General features: G+C 70.7%; 17 protein-coding genes and 1 pseudogene. 10 read left to right on the plus strand and 8 right to left on the minus strand.

Going from position 1 to position 24,479, the window contains the following annotated elements; translation table 11 throughout:
* Positions 1–37 precede the first annotated feature (37 nt).
* Positions 38–2,011: a B12-binding domain-containing radical SAM protein gene (locus tag ACWA7K_RS14835; RefSeq protein ID WP_456162163.1), complete on the minus strand. Its 1,974-nt coding sequence runs from the start codon at positions 2,009–2,011 to the stop codon at positions 38–40.
* Between the two features lie 38 nt (positions 2,012–2,049).
* On the opposite strand from ACWA7K_RS14835, the gene ACWA7K_RS14840 reads away from it, so the two are divergent.
* Entirely contained in the window at positions 2,050–2,781 is a 732-nt protein-coding gene (locus tag ACWA7K_RS14840; protein WP_456162164.1) for an SDR family NAD(P)-dependent oxidoreductase, read from the plus strand.
* 344 nt (positions 2,782–3,125) lie between these two features.
* Here the strand turns inward: ACWA7K_RS14840 and ACWA7K_RS14845 are convergent, their stop codons facing one another.
* Entirely contained in the window at positions 3,126–4,571 is a 1,446-nt protein-coding gene (locus tag ACWA7K_RS14845) for an FAD-binding oxidoreductase (RefSeq protein ID WP_456162165.1), read from the minus strand.
* Positions 4,568–5,704: an NAD(P)H-dependent flavin oxidoreductase gene (locus ACWA7K_RS14850; RefSeq protein WP_456162166.1), complete on the minus strand. Its 1,137-nt coding sequence runs from the start codon at positions 5,702–5,704 to the stop codon at positions 4,568–4,570. Before ACWA7K_RS14850 ends, ACWA7K_RS14845 begins: the two co-directional genes overlap by 4 nt.
* Positions 5,705–5,824: 120 nt before the next feature.
* Between ACWA7K_RS14850 and ACWA7K_RS14855 the strand changes: the two are divergent.
* The 6 genes and pseudogenes from ACWA7K_RS14855 to ACWA7K_RS14880 all read left to right on the plus strand — a co-directional run.
* Positions 5,825–6,637, plus strand: a pseudogene (locus ACWA7K_RS14855) (metallophosphoesterase); the annotation flags it as partial.
* A 415-nt stretch (positions 6,638–7,052) separates the two neighbouring features.
* Positions 7,053–7,517 (plus strand): 5'-nucleotidase C-terminal domain-containing protein, encoded by a 465-nt coding sequence (locus tag ACWA7K_RS14860; protein WP_456210469.1) that lies wholly within the window; start codon positions 7,053–7,055, stop codon positions 7,515–7,517.
* 86 nt (positions 7,518–7,603) lie between these two features.
* Positions 7,604–8,689, plus strand: a complete 1,086-nt coding sequence (gene serC / locus ACWA7K_RS14865; protein ID WP_456162168.1) for a 3-phosphoserine/phosphohydroxythreonine transaminase — start codon at positions 7,604–7,606, stop codon at positions 8,687–8,689.
* 20 nt (positions 8,690–8,709) lie between these two features.
* Positions 8,710–9,729: an ABC transporter substrate-binding protein gene (locus tag ACWA7K_RS14870; protein ID WP_456162170.1), complete on the plus strand. Its 1,020-nt coding sequence runs from the start codon at positions 8,710–8,712 to the stop codon at positions 9,727–9,729.
* Positions 9,726–11,459 (plus strand): PAS domain S-box protein, encoded by a 1,734-nt coding sequence (locus ACWA7K_RS14875; protein WP_456162171.1) that lies wholly within the window; start codon positions 9,726–9,728, stop codon positions 11,457–11,459. The genes ACWA7K_RS14870 and ACWA7K_RS14875 overlap by 4 nt, the downstream gene beginning before the upstream one ends.
* The gene (locus ACWA7K_RS14880; protein ID WP_456162172.1) at positions 11,456–14,929 is read left to right on the plus strand and encodes a sensor domain-containing protein; all 3,474 of its coding nucleotides are present in this window, start codon (positions 11,456–11,458) and stop codon (positions 14,927–14,929) included. The genes ACWA7K_RS14875 and ACWA7K_RS14880 overlap by 4 nt, the downstream gene beginning before the upstream one ends.
* Before the next feature lie 269 nt (positions 14,930–15,198).
* On the opposite strand, the gene ACWA7K_RS14885 is transcribed toward ACWA7K_RS14880, so the two are convergent.
* The 4 genes from ACWA7K_RS14885 to ACWA7K_RS14900 all read right to left on the minus strand — a co-directional run bounded on the left by ACWA7K_RS14885 (position 15,199) and on the right by ACWA7K_RS14900 (position 18,973).
* Complete coding sequence (locus ACWA7K_RS14885; protein WP_456162173.1) at positions 15,199–15,573, minus strand: hypothetical protein; 375 nt, start codon at positions 15,571–15,573, stop codon at positions 15,199–15,201.
* 64 nt (positions 15,574–15,637) lie between these two features.
* Positions 15,638–17,587, minus strand: a complete 1,950-nt coding sequence (locus ACWA7K_RS14890) for an MFS transporter (protein WP_456162174.1) — start codon at positions 17,585–17,587, stop codon at positions 15,638–15,640.
* Between the two features lie 77 nt (positions 17,588–17,664).
* Complete coding sequence (locus tag ACWA7K_RS14895) at positions 17,665–18,480, minus strand: DUF2145 domain-containing protein (RefSeq protein ID WP_456162175.1); 816 nt, start codon at positions 18,478–18,480, stop codon at positions 17,665–17,667.
* A gap of 43 nt (positions 18,481–18,523) precedes the next feature.
* Complete coding sequence (locus ACWA7K_RS14900) at positions 18,524–18,973, minus strand: hypothetical protein (protein WP_456162176.1); 450 nt, start codon at positions 18,971–18,973, stop codon at positions 18,524–18,526.
* Between the two features lie 156 nt (positions 18,974–19,129).
* Here ACWA7K_RS14900 and ACWA7K_RS14905 point away from each other — a divergent pair, with 156 nt between their 5' ends.
* Positions 19,130–19,864 (plus strand): helix-turn-helix domain-containing protein, encoded by a 735-nt coding sequence (locus tag ACWA7K_RS14905; protein WP_456162177.1) that lies wholly within the window; start codon positions 19,130–19,132, stop codon positions 19,862–19,864.
* A gap of 137 nt (positions 19,865–20,001) precedes the next feature.
* On the opposite strand, the gene acs is transcribed toward ACWA7K_RS14905, so the two are convergent.
* Positions 20,002–21,972: an acetate--CoA ligase gene (gene acs, locus ACWA7K_RS14910; RefSeq protein ID WP_456162178.1), complete on the minus strand. Its 1,971-nt coding sequence runs from the start codon at positions 21,970–21,972 to the stop codon at positions 20,002–20,004.
* Between the two features lie 237 nt (positions 21,973–22,209).
* Here acs and ACWA7K_RS14915 point away from each other — a divergent pair, with 237 nt between their 5' ends.
* Positions 22,210–22,812, plus strand: coding sequence for a TIGR00645 family protein (locus tag ACWA7K_RS14915; RefSeq protein ID WP_456162179.1), 603 nt, complete (start codon positions 22,210–22,212; stop codon positions 22,810–22,812).
* Between the two features lie 123 nt (positions 22,813–22,935).
* Positions 22,936–24,459 (plus strand): fumarate hydratase, encoded by a 1,524-nt coding sequence (locus ACWA7K_RS14920; RefSeq protein WP_456162180.1) that lies wholly within the window; start codon positions 22,936–22,938, stop codon positions 24,457–24,459.
* The last annotated feature ends 20 nt before the right edge of the window (positions 24,460–24,479 follow it).

Below are 24,479 nucleotides of genomic sequence, written 5' to 3' on the forward strand. Positions count from 1 at the left end.
TGTCCGACGGGCTCTTGCACATGCGCTGCCGCCCCGCTCACCCCTCCGCCAACGCCCTCGCGATGCGCTGGCGGTTGACGCGGGTCTTGGGGACGTGGAAGTCGAACCACTGGCGCACGTCCTCTTCCAGCCCGATGCCGTGCATGTAGTTGTAGAGCGCCTTGCGCAGGCCCACGCCGAGGGCGTCGTGGTCGACGCCGGTGGGGTCGTCGAAGCCGATGTCGTTGCGGGCGAAGACACGGCCCGGCGGGGGTTCGGGCAGCGGGCGCAAGGTCACGCCGTAGGCCGCCGGTTCGAGGCCGACGGGTGAGTGAACGGTGCAGGCGAAGCGGTGGAAGTAGCCCGACTGGATGCAGCCCTCGGCGAACAGCTGGCGGACGTATTCGAGTGCGTCGACGGTGTCCTGCACGGTCTGGGTCGGGAAGCCGTACATCAGGTAGGCGTGGACCAGGATGCCGGCCTCGGTGAAGGCCCGCGTGACGCGCGCGACCTGGTCGACCGAGACGCCCTTCTTCATCAACGCGAGCAAGCGGTCGGAGGCAACCTCCAGCCCGCCGGAAATGGCGATGCAGCCGCTGTCGGCGAGCTGCTCGCACAGCTCGCGGCTGTAGCTCTTCTCGAAGCGCACGTTGCCCCACCAGCTGATCGCGGTGCCGCGCCGTTGCAGCTCGGCGGCCAGCGCCTTGAGCGACTTGGGCGGCGCGGCCTCGTCGACGAAGTGGAAGCCGGTCTGGCCGGTCTCGGCCACGATCTGCTCGATGCGGTCGACCAGCACCTCGGCGCTGGCGGCGTCGTAGCGGCCGATGTAGTCCAGCCCGACGTCGCAGAAGCTGCACTTCTTCCAGTAGCAGCCGTGCGCCACCGTCAGCTTGTTCCAGCGCCCGTCGCTCCACAGCCGGTGCATGGGGTTGAGCATGTCCAGCAGCGACAGGTAGCGGTCGGTCGGCAGGCCGTCCCAGGTGGGGGTGCCGACCTGCTCGAAGGGGACGTCCGGCTCGACGAAGTTGATGTAGCGGACGCGGCCTTCCGGGCGCTCCGCATCTGCATCCGCATCCGCATCGTCACGCACGAAGGTGCGCACCAGCCGGCTGCGGCCACGCTGGCCGGCGAGGTGTTCGAGCAGCGCCAGCAACGGGCGTTCGCCGCCGTCGAGCGTGACGGCGTCGAAGAAGTCGAACACGCGGGCATCGTCGAGCGTGCGCAGCTCGGTGTTGACGTAGCCGCCGCCCAGCACGAGCACGGTGCCGGGCGCGTGCGCCTTGATCGTCTGCGCGATCCGGAAGGCCGCGTAGACAGCGCCCGGGAAGGGCACCGAGACCAGCACGACCTCGGGCCGGTGGCGCTCGAAGGTGTCCAGCGTCAGGCCGTGCAGCAACGCGTCGACCAGCGTGGGCGGCGCAGCCAGCGCCTGCGCCAGCGGGTCGAAGGTGGGCTGGCTCATCGCCAGGCTCTCGGCGTAGCGGACGAACTCGAAGCGCGGGTCGATGGCCTCGCGCACCACGTCGGCCAGATCGTTGAGGTACAGCGTCGCCAGGTGCCGCGCACGGTCCTGCTGGCCGAGCGCGCCGAAGGCCCAGGCCAGCGGGTCGCCGCCGTCCGGATCGTCGGGATCCTCGTAGGCATCGAGGCTCGCGAAGCGCGGGCCCTCGGGCAGGAAGGTCCGCCCGACGATGCGGTGGGCGATCGTGCTGTCGCGTCCCTGAAGGAAGGCGATGGCCGGGCCGATGGTCGACAGGTAACGCGCAGCCTCGTCCAGGAAGCCCTGCGCGAGCGGCCCGCGCCGGTCGGCCGGCACGGCCTCGATGCGCGCGCGGATCTCGTCCAGACCCTGCCGCGACAGCAGCCGCAAGGCCAGCGCCAGCGCCAGGTCTTCCTGGACCGCGTGATGGCCGCGCGAGCGCAGGAAGCCGGTCAGGTAGGCGCTCGACGGGTAGGGCGTGTTCAGCTGCGTCATCGGCGCGATGACGCTGAGGATGCGCGGCGTGGCGCCGAGATTCGTGGGCAAGGGCATGGCGGGCGGGATTGTCCGGCAGCCGCTACGCTGGCGGCATGAGCGCCCCTGACAGCCCTGCCCTGACCTCGTTCCCGCCCGGCTTCCACGCCCTCGTGACCGGCGCCAGCGGCGCCATCGGCGCGGCGCTGGTCGACCACCTGCAAGCCCTGCCGCAGGCGCCGCGCGTGCGGGCGATCAGCCGCCAGGGCGATCCACCGCTGGACCTGTGCGACGAGGCCGGCATCGCCGCCGCCGCCCAGGTGCTGGCGGCGGAGGTCGGTGAACACGGGCCGTTCCAGCTGGTCATCCATGCCGGCGGGGTGCTGCACACGCCCGGCTTCATGCCCGAGAAGCGGCTGGCCGACCTGAACCTGGCGCAGCTGCAGCAGACCTTCGCGGTCAACACCTTCGGCCCGGCGCTGCTGATCCGCCACCTGAGCCCGCTGCTGGACCGCCAGCGCGCGGTGTTCGCGCTGCTGTCGGCCAAGGTCGGCAGCATCGGCGACAACCGGCTCGGCGGCTGGACCGCCTACCGGGCCTCGAAGGCGGCGCTGAACATGGTCATCAAGACCGCCTCGATCGAGCTGCGCCGCAGCCAGCCCCGCACCACGCTGGTCGCGCTGCACCCGGGCACCGTCCAGTCCGCCCTGTCACGCCCCTTCCGCGGCGGCGAACTCGGCCGGCCACCGGCGCAGGCGGCGTGCGACCTGCTGCACGTCATCGACGGCCTGACGCCGGAGGACAGCGGCGAGTTCTTCAGCTGGGATGGCAGCCGGCTGCCGTGGTGAGGGTGCGCAGCTCCCGGTCGGGTCCAGGCGCATCCGGCGCGAGCCCGTCGGACACCCAGGTGTCCGACCTACCGGAACACCGGGCCCCTTGACCGGACGGCTCCGTCAGCCCGAATGCATTCTTGGGCCGGTCGGACGCGCTATTCGGTCAGTCACGTTATTCGGTCGGACGCGCTCTTCGGTCGGTCGCACCCTTCAGTAGGTCGCGCTCTTCGGTCGGTCGCGCACTTCGGTAGGTCGGACACCTGGGTGTCCGACGGGCTCTTGGCCGAAGAGGCAACACGAATGGCTTGGGAACCATCGTTCACGGCCGAGAGGCACGCGCCCTGGCGCCCCTGGCAAGCTCACATCACCTTGCCCGGATTCATGATCCCCAGCGGGTCCAGCGCGTTCTTCAGCGACGCCTGCAAGGCCCTTTCCACGGGGCTCTTGTAGCGCGCCGCCTCGTCGCGGCGCAGCACGCCGAGTCCGTGTTCGGCGGAGATCGAACCGCCGCGGGCGGCGACGGCGTCGTGGACCAGGCGGTTCAGGTCGGCCTCGTGGGCCAGGAACCAGGCGGCGTCGGCCGAGCCGGGCGGGCCGCAGCGGTCGGCGGGGGGCGAGACGTTGTAGTGCAGGTTGCCGTCGCCCAGATGCCCGAAGGTGACGAGCCGCAGCGTCGGCCAGCGCGCGGCGATCGCGGCGTCGGTCGTGGCGATGAACTCGGCCAGGCGCGAGATCGGCAGCGCGATGTCGTGCTTGATCGTGCGGCCCTCGGCGCCCTGCGCCTCGGAGACGTTCTCGCGCAGCGCCCACAGGGCCTCGAACTGCGCCAGCGAGGTCGACACGGCGGCGTCCTGCACCAGGCCGGCGTCGATCGCCTCGCCCAGCAGCGCTTCAAGCGCGGCCATCGCGTCGGCCTCGTCGCGCGGCTCGCCGAGTTCGATCAGCACATGCCACGGCGAGCGCTGCGCCAGCGGCGAGCGGCAGGCCGGCATGTGGCGTTCGACCAGGCGCAGACAGGTCTCGCTGACCAGCTCGCAGGCGGTCAGGCGCGGCCCCAGGGCGGCCTGGGCGCGCTGCAGCAGCTCGACCGCATCGGCAGGGCTCGCGACGGCGACGAAGGCGGCCACCTGGGCGGCCGGCGGCGGCACCAGCTTCAGCACGGCGGCGGTGATGACGCCGAGCGTGCCTTCGCTGCCGATGTAGAGGTCGCGCAGGTCGTAGCCGGTGTTGTCCTTGCGCAGCCCGCGCAGGCCGGACCAGAGTTCGCCCTCGGCCGTGACGACCTCCAGCCCCAGGCACAGCTCGCGCGCGTTGCCATGCCGCAGCACCTGCACGCCGCCGGCATTGGTCGCCAGGTTGCCGCCGATGGTGCAGCTGCCTTCGGCGGCCAGGCTGAGCGGGAACAGCCTGCCGGCCGCCTGCGCGGTCTGCTGCGCCTCCAGCAGCGTCAGGCCGGCCTCGACCGTCATCGTGTTGTTGAGCGGATCGACCTCGCGCACGCGCCGCAGACGTCGCAGCGACAGCACCAGCGCGGCGCCGGAATCGTCCGGCGTCGCGCCGCCCGACAGGCCCGTGTTGCCGCCTTGGGGCACGACCGGCACACGATGCCGATGGCACCAGCGCACGATCTCGGCGACCTGTTCGGCCGTCTCGGGCTGGGCGACCGCCAGCGCGCGGCCGGTCCATTTGCCGCGCCAGTCGGTCAGGTAGGGCGCCATGTCGGCCGGATCGGTCAGCAGCCGGGCGCCGCTGGCCTGTTGCAGCGAGGCGATCTGGATGGCGTCGGTCATGGCAGCGTCGGTCATGCGCCCTCCCCGTCCTGCCAGCGCACGCCGTCGAACAGCGCGCGCACCACCTCGGCGGCCGGCACGGCGCGGCAGCCGCTGGCGTTCTGGCCGGACCACAGCGGCGTGAAGTCGGCGCAGCCGACCGCCTCGGCCGCCGCACGCAAGGGTGCGAGCGCGGCGGTGGCGAGCGGAAAGGCCGGTGCGATCGGCCGTCGCGGGTCGATCGGTCCGAGCTCACGCATCAGCCGCGTCACCAGGCCGCGGGCCGGGCGGCCGGTGTAGAGGTTCGTCAGCGCCGTCCGGTCGGCCGCCGTGCCACGCAAGGCGGCGCGGTGCAGGTCGCTGGTCGTCGCCTCGTCGCAGCACAGGAAGGCGGTGCCGACCTGCACCGCGCTGGCGCCCAGCGCGAAGGCGGCGCGCACGCCGGCCGCGTCGGCCATGCCCCCGGCGGCGATGACCGGCACGCGGACCGCGCGCACGACCTGCGGCAGCAGCGCGAACAGGCCCGGCTGCGTGGCCATCGCGGCCAGCGGTTCGAAGGGCGTGGCGCGCACGGTGGCGATGTCGGCGCGGAACAGATCGATGCCGTCGGGCAGGAAGGTGCCGCGATGCCCGCCGGCCTCCAGCCCCTGGGCGATGACCGCGTCGACGCCCTGGCGTTCGAGCCAGACGGCCTCGTCCAGCGTCGTGGCCGAGGCGATCACCCGCGCGCCCATCGCCCGCACGGCATCGAGCAACTCGGGCTCGGGCAGGCCGAAGTGGAAGCTGACGACCTCCGGCCGGAACGGCGCCAGCGCGGCGGCCATCGCGGCATCGAAGGGCGCACGGCCCGGTCCGGCGGGGATCGTGGCGGCGTCGATGCCCCATTCGGCGTGGTACGGCGCCAGCGCGGCGCGCCAGGCGGCTTCGCGGGACGCATCCGGCGCGGGCGGCACGTGGCAGAAGAAGTTGACGTTGACCGGCCCGTCGTGCGCGGCGCGCAGGCCGGTCAGCTGGGAGCGCAGCGTCTCGGGCGTCAGCATCGCGGCGGGCAGCGAGGCCAGCGCGCCGGCCGCACCGGCCGCCGCTGCCAGCCGGTGGTCCTGCACGCCGGCCATCGGCGCCTGGATCAGCGGCAGGCGGGTGCCGACCTGGCGGGTCCATCGGTTCATGTCGTCTGCTTCCGGTCAGGGGGACAAGGCGCGACAGTTTGCCCGCAGCCGGCCGCTGAGGTGTTGCGTCGCCGCTGTCGCCAGCGTCGGGAAGCGGGTCGCGCCGCGATACTTGGCGACATGAACGCCCACCGCTTCCACCGTGCCGCCGCCGCGCTCTGCGTGGCCTCGTCCGCCCTGCTGCTGGCCGCCGGCCTGACCGGCTGCGTGACCACCCCGCCGCCGCCGGTGCGGGTGAAGGTGCTGGCGATCAACGACTTCCACGGCAACCTGAAGCCGCCGCTGGGCGGGATCCGGCTGGCCGATCCGGCCGATCCGCAGAAGTCGGTCTCAGTGCCGGCCGGCGGCTCGGAATACCTGGCCACGGCCGTGAAGACGGCGCGGGCGAAGAACCCGAACCACGTCTTCGTCGCCGCCGGAGACCTGGTGGGCGCCAGCCCGCTGCTGTCGGCGCTGTTCCACGACGAGCCGACGATCGAGGCGCTCGGCATGATGGGCCTGGACGCCAGCGCCGTCGGCAACCACGAGTTCGACCACGGCACCGCCGAACTGCTGCGGCTGCAGCGCGGCGGCTGTCACCCGAAGGACGGCTGCCGCGGCCCGGTCGCCGCCTGGCCGGGCGCGAAGTTCCCCTACCTGGCCGCCAGCACGATCGACACGGCCACCGGCAAGACGCTGTTTCCGCCCTACGTCGTCAAGCGCTTCGAGGGCATCCCGGTGGCCTTCATCGGCCTGACGCTGAAGGACACGCCGATGATCGTGTCGCCCAGCGGCGTGGCCGGTCTCGAGTTCCGCGACGAGGTCACGACCGTCAACGCGCTGGTGCCCGAGCTGCGCGCCCAGGGCATCGAGGCCATCGTGGTGCTGATCCACGAGGGCGGCTTCCCGAGCGGCGGGCCGAACGAATGCCCGTCGATCTCGGGCCCGATCGTCAAGATCGTCGAGGGCTTCGATCCTGCCGTCGACGTGGTCGTCAGCGGCCACACCCACCGCGCCTACAACTGCCGCATCGCCGGCCGGCTGGTCACCAGCGCCGACAAGTACGGCACGGTGCTGACGGAGATCGACCTGGCGATCGACCGGCGCACCCGCGACATCGTCGAGGCGAGCGCCGACAACGTCGTCGTGCGCCATGACGTGTACGCCCGCGACGCCGCGCAGACCCGCCTGATCGCCACCTGGGAACCGCTGGCCGCCCCGCTGGCGCGCCGCATCGTCGGCATCCTGAGCGCGCCGCTGACGCGCGACGAGAGCCCCGCTGGCGAGAGCACGCTCGGGCAGGTCGTGGCCGACTCGCAGCTGAGCGCGACCGAACACCCGTTCGAGCGGCGGCGCCCAGCTCGCGCTGATGAACCCGGGCGGCCTGCGCGCCGATCTCAAGCCGGGCGGCGACGGCCAGGTCCGCTACGAAGACGTGTTCGCCGTCCAGCCGTTCTACAACAACCTCGTCACGCTGAGCCTGACCGGCGAGCAGCTGGTGCAGGTGCTGGAGCAGCAGTGGCTGAACCAGCCCAAGCCGCGCATGCTGCAGGTCTCGCGCACGCTGCGCTACCAGTGGCGCGCCAGCGCCCCGGTCGGCCAGCGGGTGGTGCCGGGCAGCGTGATGCTCAACGGCGTGCCGATCGAGCCGCAGCGGCGCTACCGCGTCACCGTCAACAGCTTCCTGGCCTCCGGCGGCGACGGCTTCACCGTGCTGGCGCAAGGCCAGGAACGCCACACCGGGCTGATGGACCTCGACGCGATCGAGGTCTGGTTCCGCGGCAACGACCGCATCCAGCCCGGCAGGCTCGACCGCATCCAGCGGCTGGACTGAGCGCCCGTTTGGGTATCCTCGACCGTTACCCCTGCGCCTGACCGCACCGAACCACCCCTCCCCTTCCGTCCCAGGAGAGCCCCGGCATGACCCGCGTCTTCAACTTCAGCTCCGGCCCCGCCGTCCTGCCCGAGAGCGTGCTGCGGCAGGCCGCCGAGGAGATGCTCGACTGGCACGGCTCGGGCATGTCGGTGATGGAGATGAGCCACCGCGGCCCGCAGTTCATGGCCATCCTGGACGAGGCGCAGTCGCTGTTCCGTGAGCTGCTGGGCGTGCCGGACGACTACCGCACGCTGTTCCTGCAGGGCGGCGCGATCGGCGAGATGGCGATCGTGCCGATGAACCTGCTGGGCGCGAAGACCGGCATCGACTTCGTCAACACCGGCACCTGGTCGAGCAAGGCGATGAGCGAGGCCGGCCGCTACGCCCGCATCAACGAGGTCGCCAGCTCGGCGGCGACCAAGTTCGACCGCATCCCGGCCTTCGAGACCTGGAAGCTGGACCCGGACGCGGCCTACGTCCACATCTGCTCGAACGAGACCATCGGCGGCGTCGAATACCACTGGACGCCCGACACCGGCGACGTGCCGCTGGTGGCCGATGTCTCCAGCAACATCCTGTCGGCGCCGATCGACGTCTCGAAGTTCGGCCTGCTCTACGGCGGCGCGCAGAAGAACGTCGGCCCGGCCGGCCTGACGCTGGTGGTGGTGCGCGACGACCTGCTCGGCCGCGCGTTGCCGATCACGCCCTGCGCCTTCGACTTCGCCCAGCAGTCGGACAACGGCTCGATGCTCAACACGCCGCCGACCTATGCGATCTACATCGCCGGGCTGGTGTTCCGCTGGCTCAAGGCCCAGGGCGGGCTGGTCGCGATCGAGGCGCTGAACCGCCGCAAGGCCGGCCTGCTGTACGACACCATCGACAGCAGCGGCGGCTTCTACGTCAACCCGGTGGCGGTGCCGGATCGCTCGCTGATGAACGTGCCGTTCCGGCTGCCGGACGCCCGCCTGGACGCGCCTTTCCTGGCCGAGGCGGAAGCCGCCGGCATGGTCCAGCTCAAGGGCCACCGTTCGGTCGGCGGCATGCGCGCGTCGATCTACAACGCCATGCCGGTCGAGGGCGTGCAGCGCCTGGTCGACCACATGCGCGACTTCGCCCGCCGCCACGGCTGACCAGCAGGCAAGCCGCGACGATGCCCGCAGCCGCCCGTCACGCCCACGCTCCTGAGCGCCGTCGCTGGTTGCGGCTGGCCTGTCAGGCAGGCGCGCTGGGCCTGCTGGCGCCGGCATTGACGACGCTGCCGGGCTGCGCCCGGGCCGAACCGCAGCTGCGTGTGGGCAGCAACATCTGGCCGGGGTATGCGCTGCTGCACGCGGCAGAGGAACTGGGCCAGCTCGATCCGGCCCAGGTCCGGATGATCGAGATGCCGGCGGCCTCGGACGTGCTGCAGGCGCTGGCCGCCGGGACGATCGAGGCCGGCGGGCTGACGCTGGACGAGCTGCTGACCGCCCGCGCCGACGGGCTGGACCTGGTCGCCGTGCTGGTGTTCGACGAATCTCGCGGTGGCGACGCGGTGGTGGCGCGGTCGAACGTCCGGGACCTGCAGGACCTGGCGGGACGGCGCATCGGCGTCGAGCAGAGCGCCGTCGGCGCGCTGGTGCTGCAGGCCGCCCTGCGCAGCGCCGGACTGCGGCTGGACCAGGTCGAACCGGTGGTGCTGACGGCGGCCGAACATGTCGACGCCTGGCAGGACCGGCGCATCGACGCGCTGGTGACCTTCGAGCCCACCGTCAGCCTGCTGCAGGCCCAGGGCGGACGGCGCCTGTTCGACAGCCGCTCGATGCCGGGCGCGATCCTGGACGTGCTCGCCGTCCACCGCCCGGTGCTGGAACGCCACCCGCAGGGCCTGCGCAAGCTCGCGGCGGCGCACCTCGGACTGCTGGCGCAATGGCAGAAGGAGCCAGCCCGGCTGGAACCGGTGCTGGGCCGGCAGCTCGGCCTGTCACCGACCGAGCTGCGGCAAGCCTACGACGGCCTGTCTCTGCCGGACCTGGATGCCAACCGGAACTGGCTGGGCGGCCAGACGCCGATGCTGGCGACCAGCGCCAACGCGCTGGTCGACGTGATGACGATGGGCCGCATGCTGCCGCGCCGCCCGCCGCTGGAAGGTCTGACCAGCACGCTGGCCCTGCCGGCCGGAGCGCCGACATGAGCCGGCCGCTGTCGCTGCGCGTGGCGCTGCCGGTGGTGGTTGCGCTCGCCTTGCTGGGCACGGCCGGCGCGAGCCTCTGGAGCGCCTGGCGATCGTCGATCGACCGGCTGGAGCAAAGCTCGCGCAGCCAGATCCGCGCCGAGATGCACCGCCTCGTGCGCATCGGCACCGACGGCAACAACGACGGGGAAGCCCTCGACGCCGAACGCATCTGGCGCGAGATCAGCCACCTGATGACGTCGCCCCTGGTGCGCGAGGTCGCGCTGATCGACGCCAGCGGCAAGGTCCTGCATGCCCACCGGCGCAGCTGGGTCGGGCGGTCGGCGACCGAGGTCATCCAGGACTGGGATCCCGCCTGGCTGCAGGCCAGCCTGCAGACCCGACAGCCGCAGGTGCACAGCCACCACGGCGGCGAGCACCTGTCGGGTTTCCAGAGCTTCCTGGGCCGCACGCTCGACCTGGCGCAACCGCGTCAGCTGGCCGCGACGGTCGTCTACCTCGGCATGGACCTGACCCCCGCACACGACGACCTGGCGCTGCGGGAAGTGCGCGAGCGTGCCCCCGAACTGCTCGCGCAGCTGGCCGTGATCCTGCTCGTGGCCGGCGTCGCCCAGCTGGCGATCGCCCGCCCGATCGGTCGCCTGCAGGCCATCGGCGCACGCTGGGGCCGCGGTGACCTGGACCTGCAGGCGCCGGTCAGCGGCCCGGCCGAGATCGCCGACCTGGCCACCACCTTCAACCAGATGGTCGACACGCTGCGACGCCAGCGCGACGACCTGGTCGCCAGCGAGGACCGCCTGTCGACGGTGCTGTACTCGACCGGCGACGCGCTGCTGGCGACCGACGCGCGGCAGCACATCACGCTGCTCAACCCGGCCGCCGAGAAGCTGACCGGCTGGCGCGAGCACGAGGCCTGCGGCCGGCTGGTCGACGAAGTCTTCCGGATCGAACATGCCCACACCGGACAGCCGGCCGAGATCCCCGTCCAGCGCGTGCTGGAGACGGGTCTGGTGGTCGGCCTGGCCAACCACACGGTGCTGGTCTCGCGCCACGGCAAGCGCACCCACATCGCCGATAGCGCCGCGCCGCTGCGCAACGCGCGCGGCGAACTGCGTGGCGTCGTGCTGGTGTTCCGTGACGTGACCGATTCCTACCGGCTCGAACAGGCGCTGGCCGAGAGCGAGCTGCACTACCGCGCGCTGGCCAATGCGGGCCACGCGCTGATCCTGACGACCGACAGCCGCGGTCGCAGCGTCTGGAGCAACGAGCCCTGGCGCGAATGGACCGGGCAGCGGGAGTCGCAGCTCGGCGAGGTCGACTGGCTGACCCTCGTCCACCCGGAGGACCTGGACACGGCCTGGCTGGACTGGCGCCGCGCGGTCGCCCAGGCCACCGCCTTCGAGCAGGAACTGCGCCTGCGCCGCACCGATGGCGGCCACGCCTGGGTGCTGGTCAAGGCGGTGCCCCGGCGCAACGGCGACGGCCGCTTCATGGGCCATGTGCTGCAGGCCATCGACACCAGCCGCGAGCGCGAGACCCATCAGCGCATGGCCAGCCAGCTCGACGAACTGCGGCGCTGGCAGGCCGGCGTGATCGGGCGCGAGGAGCGGGTGGCCGAACTGAAGTCCGAGGTCAATGAATTGCGCACGCGGCTGGGCCTGCCGTCGCGTTACGAGGTCGGTGCGCCGGCTACGATTTCCGCTCCGAACGATCTCGACAGGAACACGTGAGCGATCCGGCTCGTGCCGCGGCAGGTGCCGCACTCGTCTTCGCGGCCAACATCTGCCTGGCGGCGCTGGGTGCCGTCGACCTGAAGGACATCGGTGCGACGTCCTGGCTGCAGGCCGGCGGCTCCGCGCTGCTGACCGGCGCGCTGATCCTGCTGGCGCTGCGCGGACGGCAACACGCGCGCGACGAACAGGCGCGCCTGAACGAGCTCATCGAGATGGCCGACGTCGGCATGTGCCTGACCGAGGCCGACGGCCGGCTGGCGAGCTTCAACCGGCGCTACCTGGAGATCGTGGGCTGGGACGCGACGACCCTGGTCAAGATGCGCTTCCAGGACTTCACGCACCCCGACGACCTGGCGGCCGACCAGCACCAGATGGATGCGCTGACCAGCGGCCGCATCAGTCGCTACCGGATGCAGAAGCGCTACCTGCGCCAGGACGGCAGCGTGGTCTGGGCCCTGCTGACGGTCAGCCGGGCGGGGCCGGGCGACGGTCAGGTCGCGGCCGACCAGTACATCGCCACCATCCAGGACGTCAGCGAGCTGCACGACGTGCGCGAGGCGCTGCAGCTGCAGCGCGCCCAGCTCGAACAGATCATCCGCAGCATCCCCGACTGCATCGCGGTGCGCGACGTCGAAGGCCGCTACCAGCTGATCAACCCGGCGGCCGAGCGGCTGGTCGGACAGCCCGCCGCCGAGGTCATCGGCCGGCGGCCCGAGGACGTCTACCGCGACGGCGTGCTCAGCGACACCCGCGAGGTCGACCGCCAGGTGCTCGACCGCGGCGAGCCGATCCGGCGCGAGGCCGTGCTGACCGGCGAGTCCGGGGCCCAGGCCATCGTCGACCTGGTGATCTCGCCGCTGCTGGGGCCCGACGAGCGACCGCTCGGCGTCATCTCGGTCGGTCGCGACGTGACCCGCGAGCGCCACAACCTGCGCCTGCTCGAACAGGCCGGCCAGCGCAACCGCGAGCTGCTGGTCGAGGCCGAACGTTCACGCCTGGCGCTGCTGTCGTTGCTGGAGGACCAGCGCGAGGCGCAGGCCGCCCTGGCCGCCAGCGCCCGCCAGCTGCAGGCGGTCGTCTCGGCACTGCCCGACCTGATCTTCCTGTTCGACGCCGACACCCGGCTGGTCGACATCTGGACCAGCAACGAGCAGAACCTGCTCGGCCCGCGCGAGTCCTTCATCGGCAAGCGACCGCACGAGTACCTGCCGCCGGAGCTGGCCACGAAAGGCGTGTCGAGCATCCTCGGTACCCTCGCCGGCGAGCAGCCCGAGCCATTCGAGTACAGCCTGGCGCTGCCCAGCGGCACACGCTGGTTCGAGATGCGCACGGCCCGCGCCGGCGAACAGGTGGTGCTGGGCATCGCCCGCGACATCACCGGCGAGCACAACGCGCGGCAGGCGCAGCGCCGCACCGAGGAAAGCCTGCTGCTGGCCATCGACGGCACCGGCGACGGCCTGTGGGACTGGGACCTGCTGACCGGCCAGGGCAGCTACTCCGGCAGCTGCGAGCGGCTGCTGCGCTACACCGGCAGCGAGCCATTCGCCAGCGTGATCCGGCCCAAGGACCGGCTGCACCCTGAAGACCGCGACCGCACGCTGGCGGCGGTGCGTGAGGCGATCGACCGCGGCAACCGCTTCGACGCCACCTTCCGGCTGCTCTGCTACGACGGCGAGCACCGCTGGTTCCACGGCCGCGGCATGTGCCACCGCGACGCGCAAGGCAAGCCGATGCGCTTCTCGGGCGTGCTGTCCGACCTGACCGACCGGCTGCGCGACGAGGAACGCCTGCGCCTGGCCGCCCAGGTGCTCGACAGCACGCAGGAAGGCGTGATGATCACCGACGCCCAGCGCCGCATCGTCTCGGTCAACCGGGCCTTCACGACGCTGCTGGGCTACACCGAGGAAGAGGTGCTCGGCCGCAAGCCGCGCATGCTGAGCTCGGGCCGGCACGAGGCCAGCTTCTACGACTCGATGTGGCAGCAGCTGGCGCAGACCGGCCAGTGGAAGGGTGAGATCTGGAACCGCCGCAAGGACGGCGAGCTGGTGCCCGAGCTGCTGTCGATCAGCGCGGTGCGCGACGTCAGCGGCGCGATCTCGCACTACGTCGGCGTGTTCGCGGACATCTCGCTGATGAAGGATTCGGAGGCGCGGCTGGAATTCCTGGCCCACCACGATCCGCTGACCCGGCTGCCGAACCGGCTGCTGTTCAACCAGCAGATCGAGCAGGCGCTGCACCAGGCCCAGCGCGAGAAGCGTCGCCTGGCCGTGCTGCTGCTGGACCTGGACCGCTTCAAGGACATCAACGACAGCTACGGCCACCTGGCCGGCGACGAGCTGCTGCAGCACGTCGCGCAGCGCCTGACCGGGCGGCTGCGCCAGTCCGACACGCTGGCCCGGCTGGGCGGCGACGAGTTCGCGCTGCTGATGCATGACCTGCGCTACGACGACGACGCCGCACGGCTGGCCAGCGAGCTGCTGGCCGCGCTGTCGCAGCCCTGGCGCAGCAGCGACGGCGTGGAGGTCAACGTCGGCGTCAGCATCGGCATCTGCATCTACCCCGACCACGGCCAGAGTTCGCAGGCGCTGCTGCAGGGCGCCGATGCCGCGCTCTACCGCGCCAAGGGTGACGGCCGCGGCGTCTACCGCTACTTCGCCGACGAGATGACGCAGTCCGCGCGCGAGCGCCTGCACCTGGAGACCCGGCTGCGCCGCGCGCTGCAGGACAACCAGCTGCTGCTGCACTACCAGCCGCAGGTGGAGCTGCACAGCGGGCGCATCGTCGGCGCCGAGGCGCTGGTGCGCTGGATGGACCCGGACCACGGCCTGATCCAGCCCGGCCGCTTCATCCCGGTGGCCGAGACCACCGGCCTGATCGGCGACATCGGCGCCTGGGTGCTGGCCGAGGCCTGCCGTCAGGGCAAGGCCTGGCTGGACGAAGGCCTGCCGCCGCTGACGCTGGCGGTGAACGTCTCGCCGCGCCAGTTCCGCCATGCCGACCTGGCCGCGCAGGTCATGCAGACGCTGATCGAGACCGGTCTGCCGGCCGAGCAGCTGGAGCTCGAACTGACCGAAGGCGCGCTGATGGAGCGCGAGCAGGAAGCCCTGCACGTGCTGCAGCGGCTGCGCGCGATCGGCGTGGGCATCGCGATCGACGACTTCGGCACCGGCTATTCATCGCTGGCCTACCTGAAGCGCTTCCCGCTGGACGTGCTGAAGATCGACCGCAGCTTCATCGCCGACATCCCCAACGACCCGGACGACATGGAGATCGCCGCCGCGGTCATCGCGATGGGCCACAGCCTGGGCATCCGCGTGCTGGCCGAGGGCGTCGAGACGGTCGACCAGCTGGCCTTCCTGCGCTTCAAGAACTGTGACCGCTACCAGGGCTTCCTGTGCAGCCGCCCGGTCCCACCGGACGAGTTCGCCGCGCTGCTGCGGGCGCAGGGCGAGCGCGGGGCGGGGTGAAGGACTGTCGGGCTGAAGAACCGAAAGGCTGAAGGGGTCAAGGCCCGAACGGCCGTCCGGACCACCCCGATCCCCAGTGGCTCATCCGATGAGCCCGCCCGCCCGACCCTCTCGGAACCCCCCTTTGCAAAAGGGGGGCAGGGGGGATTTGGGCTCTCGGAGAGGCGCGCCGGTCAGCACCGCAAATCCCCCCTCACCCCCCTTTGCAAAGGGGGGAATGCTGCGCGGGCAGGTTGCCCGTCAGCGAAGTGATCAGCTCAGTGGCCAGCTCACTTGCGCGGCCGCTTCTTGGCGGCAGCTTTCGCAGCGGCGGCCGCTGCGGCGGCGGCCACTTCCGGCGGGGGGGCGGTGAAGAGCTTGGCGGCGCGGCCCTTCAGTTCGAGCAGTTCGGTCGGGGTGATCGAGTACTTGCGGCCGACCACGTCGACCTCGATGCGGAACTCGACTTCCTTGTTGCCGTTGCGCAGGATGCCGCAGGTGAACTCGTAGTCCCCGGACTCGGCCGGGAAGCCGTCGGCCTCCAGGTCGTGTTCCAGGTACTTCACGTCGCGGATCTCGCCGCTGGCCAGGTCCAGCATGCCGGTGGACTCGATGACGTCGTCACTGAGTTCGTCGTTGATGGTGATCGGCAGCTTCAGGTCCATGGTGCGGGGGCGGTGTGAGTTGGAAGGCCGCGCCAGACGCTCGGGTTCCGGCGCGGGGCGCGGATCATGCCACGCCGGTCTGTGCGCGGCGTCGCGGCAAGGGCACATCCAGGTTGCGCTGGATCACCTGCTGCAGGCCTTCGGGCGACAGCTGCTCGGGGGCGATCGGCGGGTCGACCAGCACCTCGACGCGGCTGAAGAAGCCGCGCCGGAACGGCCGCACCATCGCCTGGCCGCCCTCGATGCGCGAGAAGGTCGAGCCCCACAGGTTGCGCAGCGACACCGGCACGACCGGCGCCGGGTGGCTGGCGACGATCTTCATGATCCCGCCCTTGAAGGGCTGCAGCCGGCCGTCGCGGGTGATGCCGCCTTCCGGGAAGATGCCCAGCAGGTCGCCGTCGGCCAGCACCGCGCGGGCCTGCTCGAAGGCGCGCTCGTAGGCCACCGGATCGTCCTTCTGCGGCGCCACCGGGATCGCCTTGGCGAGCCGGAACAGCCAGCCCAGCACCGGCACCGCGAAGATGCGGTGGTCCATCAGGAAGCGGATCGGCCGCGGGCTGATCGCCATCAGGATGACCGCGTCGACGTAGCTGACGTGGTTGGCCGCGACGATCGCCGCGCCCTGCACCGGCAGGTGCGCATCGCCGCGCAGCCGGACCCGGTAGACGACGTGGGTCATCACGAAGGCGATGAAGCGCAGCAGGTACTCGGGCACCAGCAGGAAGATGTAGCCGGCCACCAGCACGTTGGCCAGACCGGTCGCGAGGAAGACCTGCGGGATGCTCGCGCCCGAAGACAGCAGCAGCCCCGCCAGCAGCGAGCTGGCGATCATGAACAGGGCGTTGAGGATGTTGTTGGCCGCGATGATCCGGGCCCGGTGGCTGGCCGGCGAGCGCAGCTGGATCAGCGCGTACATCGGCACGCTGTAGAGCCCCGCCGACAGCGCCAGCAGCGCCAGGTCGGCCATCAGGCGCCAGTGGGCCGGCTGGGCCAGGAAGCTCGCCAGCGTGTGGCTGGCCATGCCGGCCGGCGGCGGCAGGCCGCGGCTGGCGAAGTAGAGGTCGATCGAGAACACGCTCATGCCGATCGCGCCCAGCGGCACCAGGCCGATCTCGACGTGGCGGCGCGACAGCACCTCGCACAGCAGCGAGCCGATGCCGATGCCGATCGAGAACACCACCAGCAGCAGCGAGGCCACACGCTCGTCGCCATGCAGGACCTCCTTGGCGAAGGCCGGGAACTGGCTCAGGAACACCGCGCCGAAGAACCACATCCACGAGATGCCCAGCAGCGAACGGAACACGACCAGGTCGCGGTGGGCCAGCGTCAGGTTGGCCCAGGTCTCGGTGAACGGGTTGAAGTTGATGCGCAGGTTCGGGTCGGTCGCGGGCGTGTCGGGCACACGTTGCACCACCAGGCGGCCGGCCAGCGCCACGGCGAGGCAGGCGATGGCCACGGTGGTCGCGCCGATCTGCGGCAGCGAGATCAGCAGCCCGCCGGCGACATTGCCCAGCAGGATCGCCACGAAGGTGCCCATCTCCACCATGCCGTTGCCGCCGGTGAGTTCCTGCTCGCGCAGGTGCTGCGGCAGGTAGGCGAACTTGACCGGTCCGAACAGCGTCGAGTGCAGCCCCATCAGGAAGACGCAGCCCAGCAGGACGCTGACCTTGAGCCCGGCGTCATCGAGCAGGAAGCCCCAGGCGGCCAGCGCCATGATGGCGACCTCGAGGTTCTTGACCGCGCGCATGACGCGCGCCTTGTCGTACTTGTCGGCCAGCTGGCCGCTGGTGGCCGACATCAGCACGAAGGGCAGGATGAACAGCGCGCCGATCGCCAGCCCGGCCAGCGACGGCGGCAGCCACGCGACCTGCAGCTGGTAGGTCACCAGCACGGTGAAGGCGAACTTGAACAGGTTGTCGTTGGCCGCGCCGAGGAACTGGGTCCAGAAGAACGGCGCGAAGCGGCGCTGGCGCAGCAGGTCGAACTGGCTGGGTTCGTGCGATTCAGGGCGCATGTCGGACTCGGGTTGGCGGCAGGGGTTCGCGTCGATTGTGGTGCAGCGCGGTGACGGGCTGGCGGCAGGTCCGGCGCTCATCGCAGCACCTGCATCGGGGCGCCCAGGCCACGTCCTGCCACGAAGCCGAACACCGATTCGACCGTCACGGTGGCGATGCGGTCGCCGTAGCGGTCGGCGTCCGGGTGGTCGTCGAAGGCGATGTGGGCGGTGCCCACCCGCGCGCCCAGCCGCTTCATCGGGCCGATGCGCAGGACGGTCGGCTGGTAGCCCTTGAAGCGCAGCCAGGCCTGCGCGCCGGTGCGGTCGGCGATGGCGGGCTCGGCGGCCATCGCCAGCATCTCCAGCGCCCACTGGTTGGACTGCTGGTAGCGGGTCGCCCAGGGGTAGGCGACCATGTTGTAGGGCCGGTGCTGCAGCGCGGCCACGCGGACATCGTCCTGCAGCAGCGGCAGAAGCGCGGCCTGCAGCGCGGGGGTGGGCACGACCACGCCGGCCTCGAAGCGGTAGACGTCGTCGAGGAAGAACAGCCCCAGGCCCTGGCGGTACAGGTTGCCCGTCGCCGTGCCGCAGGCGTTGAGCTTGTGGACGACGCGCCAGCCGCAGGCCGCGTCGTCTCGGTAGGCCAGACCCAGGTGCGACCAGCGCAAGCCCCATTCGTCGAGGTTGCGGCCGGCGCGCGCCAGCAGCACGACCCGCGCGCCGGTGGCGTCGAGCGCGTCGCCGACGCGGCTCGCGAGTTCGAGCGCCTGGGCGGCCGATTCGGTCCGCAGCGGGCGGGCCTCGCAGTTCTGGCCGGCGTAGGCCGGTGCGGCGACGGCACCGATCACCGCCAAGGTCAGGGCGGCCAGGGCGGTCGAGGCGGTTTGCAGCGTCTTCTTCAGCTTGGGCATGGTGGGCTCCCGGGATTCAGCGGATTCAGCGGATTCAGTCGGTTCACCAGGTCAGGCGCTGGTCGTGCATCAGCGCGCTGGCTTCGGGCCGGGGCACGAAGCAGATCAGCTCGCCGGAGGCCGACAGCAGCGTGCCGGCGGCGACGCTGGTGACGCTCAGCGCCGTGCCCGCGCCGATCGCCGCGCCCCGTGCCATCCGACCGGAGAAGCGCAGCACGACACGGGCGCCGTCGGAGGCCCGCTCCAGCACCCAGACCGTGCCGGTGGCGGAGGCCTGCACGGCCACGACGGTCAGCACCGCCGCGCCGCCCAGCACGACGAAGCCGGTCGACGCGACGACCGCGACCGGCAGGCTCAGGGCGGCCGAGGAGGCGGCACTGGCGTCGGTCACCGCGTCGTGCTGCGCCCGGGCCGGCGCCGCGCCCAGCAGCGTCGCGCAGAGGGTCAGCGCCAGCAGGCGGCGCAGGGCGTTCGGGAGCGGAAAGGTCTTCATGGCGATGTCCTCGTGTTGGCGTCGCCCGGAAGTGGGTGACGAGGACCTCATCGTGCGAGGGCCGACCCCAAGGTGCAACGAGAAGGCACGACATATCATCGAAGCGCACCATCGGTATCGAATTGCAATACCGATGACCCACCGGAGCGTTCCACGATGTCGACCACCGCCGACCTGATCACCGTCCTGAAGCGCGAGCTGAAGACCGCCGGCATCACCTATGCACAGCTGGCCGTGGCGCTGGGCATGGCCGAATCCAGCGTCAAGCGCATGCTGTCGCAGGGCGACATGCCGCTGACGCGCGTCGACGCGATCTGCCAGGTGCTGCGCACCGATTTCGCCGAGCTGGCCCGCCGGGTGGCCGAGCAGCAGCCAGCCCGCCACGAGCTGACGCTGGAACAGGAACGCGCCGTCGTGGCCGACCACAAGCTGCTGCTGGCGGCGATCTGCTGCCTGAGCCAGTGGACCTTCGAGCAGGTGCTGGCCAGCTACCGCTACGACGAGGCCGAGCTGGTGCGCTACTTCGTGCAGCTCGACCGGCTGGGCGTCATCGAGCTCAAGCCGCTGAACCGCTACCGCCTGCGCCTGGCCAAGACCTTCCGCTGGCGGCCGATGGGCCCGGTGATGGACTTCTTCCGCCGCACCGTCGTGCCCGACTACTACGCCGGCGGTTTCGACGGCGACGGCGAGCTGCTGACGCTGGTGCACGGCGAGATCGGCCACGCCCAGGCCAGCGCCTTCCACGAACGCCTGTCACGCGTCGCCCAGGACTTCGCCCAGCAGCACCTGGCCGACCAGCGCCTGGCGGAGGCGCACAAGCGGCCCTACACGCTTGTGATCGGGATGCGCTCGTGGCTGTTCGGGCCGTTTGCCGCCTTGAAGCGCCCATGAAAAACGCCCCGCAGGGCGGGGCGTTTCAGGTCAGGCCAAGAGCCGCTCGCGGGACGAGCGCCGGGCCGCCCCAAGCCGGCCCGCGCAGCCCCCTTGGGGGGCGGCCCTGCGTATCCGCAGGGCAGGGGCCGACACGTTCAATAGTTCTGACCGAGCTGTCCGAGGATCGCCGGGTTCTCCAGCGTGCTGGTGTCCTGGGTGATCGTCTCGCCCTTGGCGATCGAGCGCAGCAGGCGGCGCATGATCTTGCCGGAGCGGGTTTTGGGCAGGTTCTCGCCGAAGCGGATGTCCTTGGGCTTGGCGATCGGGCCGATCTCCTTGCCGACGTGGTCGCGCAACTGCTTGGCGATGGCCTTGGCCTCGTCGCCGACCGGCAGCGGGCGCTTGAGCACGACGAAGGCGCAGATGGCCTCGCCGGTGGTGTCGTCCGGACGGCCGACCACGGCGGCCTCGGCGACCAGCTCGGTGCAGCTGACCAGCGCCGACTCGATCTCCATCGTGCCCATGCGGTGACCGGAGACGTTCAGCACGTCGTCGATGCGGCCGGTGATGGTGAAGTAGCCGGTCTTGGCGTCACGGATCGCGCCGTCGCCCGCCAGGTACAGCTGGCCCTTGAAGTCCTCGGGGTAGTAGGACTTCTTGAAGCGCTCCGGGTCACCCCAGATCGTGCGGATCATCGACGGCCACGGCTTCTTGACGACGAGGATGCCGCCCTGGCCCCACGGCACTTCCTTGCCGGTCTCGTCGACGACGGTGGCCTGGATGCCCGGGAAGGGCAGCGTGCAGGAGCCCGGCACCAGCGGCGTCGCGCCGGGCAGCGGGGTGATCATGTGACCGCCGGTCTCCGTCTGCCAGAAGGTGTCGACGATCGGGCACTTGCCGCCGCCAACGTGCTGGTGGTACCACTCCCAGGCGGCCGGGTTGATCGGCTCGCCGACGGAGCCCAGCAGGCGCAGGCTGCTCAGGTCGTAGCTCTTCGGGTGGACGGCGTCGTTGGCCTCGGCGGCCTTGATCAGCGAGCGGATCGCCGTCGGCGCGGTGTAGAAGATCGAGACCTTGTGGTCCTGGATCATCTTCCAGAAGCGGCCGGCGTCCGGGTAGGTGGGCACGCCCTCGAACACGATCTCGGTGCCGCCCAGGGCCAGCGGGCCGTAGGTGATGTAGGTGTGGCCGGTGACCCAGCCGATGTCGGCGGTGCACCAGAACACGTCGTCGGCCTTCAGGTCGAAGGTCCACTTGGTGGTCAGCGCGGCGTGCAGCAGGTAGCCGCCGGTGCTGTGCTGGACGCCCTTGGGCTTGCCGGTCGAGCCGGAGGTGTACAGCAGGAACAGCGGGTGTTCAGCCTCGACCCAGGTCGGCTCGCAGGTGGTCGACTGGCCGGCGACGAGGTCGTCCATCCAGAGGTCGCGGCCGGCGGTCATGCTGATCGGCGCGCCGGTGCGCTTGACGACGATGACGTTCTTGACCGAGTCGCAGCCGCCCAGCGTGATCGCCTCGTCGACGATGCTCTTGAGCGCCAGCTGCTTGCCGCCGCGGACCTGGAAGTCGGCGGTGATGACGGCCTTGGCGCCGGTGTCCTCGATGCGGTCGCGCAGCGACTGGGCCGAGAAGCCGCCGAAGACGACCGAGTGGGTCGCGCCGATGCGGGCGCAGGCCTGCATGGCCGCGACGCCGTCGATCGACATCGAGATGTAGATGACGACGCGGTCACCCTTGGTGACGCCCAGGCTCTTCAGGCCGTTGGCGATCTGGCTGGTCTTGGCCAGCAGCTCGCTGTAGGAGGCCTTGGTGACCTCGCCGCCGTCGGCCTCGAAGATGATCGCGGTCTTGTCGCCCAGGCCACGCTCGATGTTGCGGTCCAGGCAGTTGTAGGACGCGTTCAGCGTGCCGTCCTCGAACCACTTGAAGAACGGCGAGTTCTCGCTGTTCAGCACCTTCGTGAACGGGGTCTTCCACGACAGCAGCTCGCGCGCCAGACGGGCCCAGTAGCCCTCGTAGTCGCGCTCGGCCTCGTCGACCAGCGCCTGGTAGGCGGCCATGCCGGACACATGGGCGGCGGCCTGGACCGCAGCGCTCGGGTTGTACAGCTTGATCTCGGCTTCGCTCATGTGCTTGTCTCCGACAGGTCGATGGGTCTGGATGGCGGGAAGGGAATTGCCCGCACCTTAGAAAGGGGCTCTTACGAGCCCCTGACTCTCCGATGCAGCTTCGTGGCTGGGCGGTCCGGAGGCGCCGGAAGGTGACCCGATCCTGACACGGCCCCAAACCTAGAATCGCCCCGCTCTCTCGATGCTGCCGGACCGGCGGCGCCCTTTCCACCGATCGCAAACCCCTGGTTGAGCCCGATGAAGGACCCTGCACAAGTGAAGCTTGCCCCGCTGCCCAACCTGATCTTCGCCAGCCGCTGGCTGCAGCTGCCGCTGTACCTGGGCCTGATCCTGGCGCAGGCGGTCTACGTGTTCCATTTCTGGGTGGAACTGGTCCACCTGATCGAGGCCGCCTTCGGCAACCAGCACGCGCTGGAACAGCTGATCCGGAGCATCGGCTACAAGAACGACGCGGCGGTCACGGCGCTGAACGAGACCATCATCATGCTGGTGGTGCTGGCGCTGATCGACGTGGTGATGATCTCCAACCTGCTGATCATGGTCATCGTCGGCGGCTACGAGACCTTCGTCTCGCGGCTGCGGCTGGAAGACCACCCCGACCAGCCCGAGTGGCTCAGCCACGTCAACGCCTCGGTGCTGAAGGTCAAGCTGGCCACCGCGATCATCGGCATCAGCTCGATCCACCTGCTGAAGACCTTCATCAACGCCGACAACTACACCGAGAAGGTGCTGCTGTGGCAGACCACGATCCACGCGGTCTTCCTGCTGTCGGCGCTGGCCATCGCGCTGACCGACCGGATCATGACGCCGCCGCCGGCCAAGGACGGCGCGGCGCACTGATCCGCGATGCACTGATCCATCGCGGCACGGGGTTGCTTCAGGACGCCACAGCCGTTGTCAGGCTGTGGCGAGGATGGGCTGGCTAAACTGACCGCCCTGCCTGCTCACCCCCCCGTGACCGCCATGACCACCATCCGCCAAGCCGACCTCGTCGAGAGCGTCGCCGCCGCGCTGCAGTACATCAGCTACTACCACCCGGCCGACTACATCGCCCACCTGGCCCGCGCCTACGAGCGCGAGGAATCGCCCGCCGCCAAGGACGCGATCGCCCAGATCCTGACCAACAGCCGCATGTGCGCCGAAGGTCGCCGGCCGATCTGCCAGGACACCGGCATCGTCAACGTCTTCCTGAAGATCGGCATGGACGTGCGCTGGGAGGGCTTCACCGGCTCGATCGACGACGCCGTCAACGCCGGCGTGCGCCAGGGCTACCTGAACCCGGACAACGTGCTGCGCGCCTCGGTGCTGGACGACCCGATCTTTGCCCGCAAGAACACCAGGGACAACACGCCCGCCGTGATCCAGATGGAGGTCGTGCCGGGCGACACCGTCGAGGTGACGGTGGCCGCCAAGGGCGGTGGCAGCGAGAACAAGTCGAAGATGTACATGCTCAACCCGGGCGACAACATCGTCGACTGGGTGCTCAAGACGGTGCCGACGATGGGCGCCGGCTGGTGCCCGCCGGGCATGCTGGGCATCGGCGTCGGCGGCACGGCCGAGAAGGCCGTCCTGATGGCCAAGCAGGCGCTGATGGACGACATCGACATGTACGAGCTGCTGCAGCGCGGCCCCAGCAACAAGCTGGAGGAGCTGCGCATCGAGCTGTACGAGAAGGTCAACGCGCTGGGCATCGGCGCGCAGGGCCTGGGCGGGCTGACGACCGTGCTGGACGTCAAGATCAAGACGTACCCGACGCACGCGGCCAGCAAGCCGATCGCGATGATCCCGAACTGCGCCGCGACGCGCCATGCGCACTTCGTGCTGGACGGCTCCGGCCCGGCCTACCTGGAGCCGCCGAGCCTGGACCTGTGGCCGAACGTCCACTGGGCGCCCGACTACAACAAGAGCAAGCGCGTCGACCTGAACGCGCTGACGCCCGCCGAGGTCGCCAGCTGGAAGCCCGGCGACACGCTGCTGCTCAACGGCAAGATGCTGACCGGCCGCGACGCCGCCCACAAGCGCATCGCCGACATGCTGGCCAAGGGCGAGGCGCTGCCGGTGGACTTCACCAACCGCGTCATCTACTACGTCGGCCCGGTCGACCCGGTGCGCGACGAGGTGGTCGGCCCGGCCGGCCCCACCACCGCCACCCGGATGGACGGCTTCACCCGCATGATGCTGGAGCAGACCGGCCTGATCGCGATGGTCGGCAAGGCCGAGCGCGGCCCGGTCGCCATCCAGGCGATCAAGGACAACAAGAGCGCCTACCTGATGGCCGTGGGCGGCAGCGCCTACCTCGTCAGCAAGGCGATCAAGGCGGCCAAGGTGGTCGGTTTCGCCGACCTGGGCATGGAAGCGATCTACGAGTTCGACGTGGTCGACATGCCGGTGACGGTCGCCGTCGATGCCGGCGGCACCAGCGCCCACATCGAGGGCCCGAAGATCTGGCAGGCGAAGATCGGCAAGATCCCGGTCGTCGAGGCCTGACCGGGTCCTGCGCCCGCTCG

It is taken from the genome of Leptothrix mechoopdaensis (SeqCode), from assembly GCF_053893855.1.

Coding starts and splice junctions, on each gene's coding strand:
- ACWA7K_RS14905 (WP_456162177.1), top strand. CDS start 19,130: ATGTCGACCACCGCCGACCTGATCACCGTCCTGAAGCGCGAGCTGAAG.
- ACWA7K_RS14845 (WP_456162165.1), bottom strand. CDS start 4,571: ATGACCGACGCTGCCATGACCGACGCCATCCAGATCGCCTCGCTGCAA.
- ACWA7K_RS14850 (WP_456162166.1), bottom strand. CDS start 5,704: ATGAACCGATGGACCCGCCAGGTCGGCACCCGCCTGCCGCTGATCCAG.
- acs (WP_456162178.1), bottom strand. CDS start 21,972: ATGAGCGAAGCCGAGATCAAGCTGTACAACCCGAGCGCTGCGGTCCAG.
- ACWA7K_RS14870 (WP_456162170.1), top strand. CDS start 8,710: ATGCCCGCAGCCGCCCGTCACGCCCACGCTCCTGAGCGCCGTCGCTGG.
- ACWA7K_RS14920 (WP_456162180.1), top strand. CDS start 22,936: ATGACCACCATCCGCCAAGCCGACCTCGTCGAGAGCGTCGCCGCCGCG.
- ACWA7K_RS14900 (WP_456162176.1), bottom strand. CDS start 18,973: ATGAAGACCTTTCCGCTCCCGAACGCCCTGCGCCGCCTGCTGGCGCTG.
- ACWA7K_RS14835 (WP_456162163.1), bottom strand. CDS start 2,011: ATGCCCTTGCCCACGAATCTCGGCGCCACGCCGCGCATCCTCAGCGTC.
- serC (WP_456162168.1), top strand. CDS start 7,604: ATGACCCGCGTCTTCAACTTCAGCTCCGGCCCCGCCGTCCTGCCCGAG.
- ACWA7K_RS14890 (WP_456162174.1), bottom strand. CDS start 17,587: ATGCGCCCTGAATCGCACGAACCCAGCCAGTTCGACCTGCTGCGCCAG.
- ACWA7K_RS14895 (WP_456162175.1), bottom strand. CDS start 18,480: ATGCCCAAGCTGAAGAAGACGCTGCAAACCGCCTCGACCGCCCTGGCC.
- ACWA7K_RS14840 (WP_456162164.1), top strand. CDS start 2,050: ATGAGCGCCCCTGACAGCCCTGCCCTGACCTCGTTCCCGCCCGGCTTC.
- ACWA7K_RS14915 (WP_456162179.1), top strand. CDS start 22,210: ATGAAGGACCCTGCACAAGTGAAGCTTGCCCCGCTGCCCAACCTGATC.
- ACWA7K_RS14885 (WP_456162173.1), bottom strand. CDS start 15,573: ATGGACCTGAAGCTGCCGATCACCATCAACGACGAACTCAGTGACGAC.
- ACWA7K_RS14860 (WP_456210469.1), top strand. CDS start 7,053: ATGAACCCGGGCGGCCTGCGCGCCGATCTCAAGCCGGGCGGCGACGGC.
- ACWA7K_RS14875 (WP_456162171.1), top strand. CDS start 9,726: ATGAGCCGGCCGCTGTCGCTGCGCGTGGCGCTGCCGGTGGTGGTTGCG.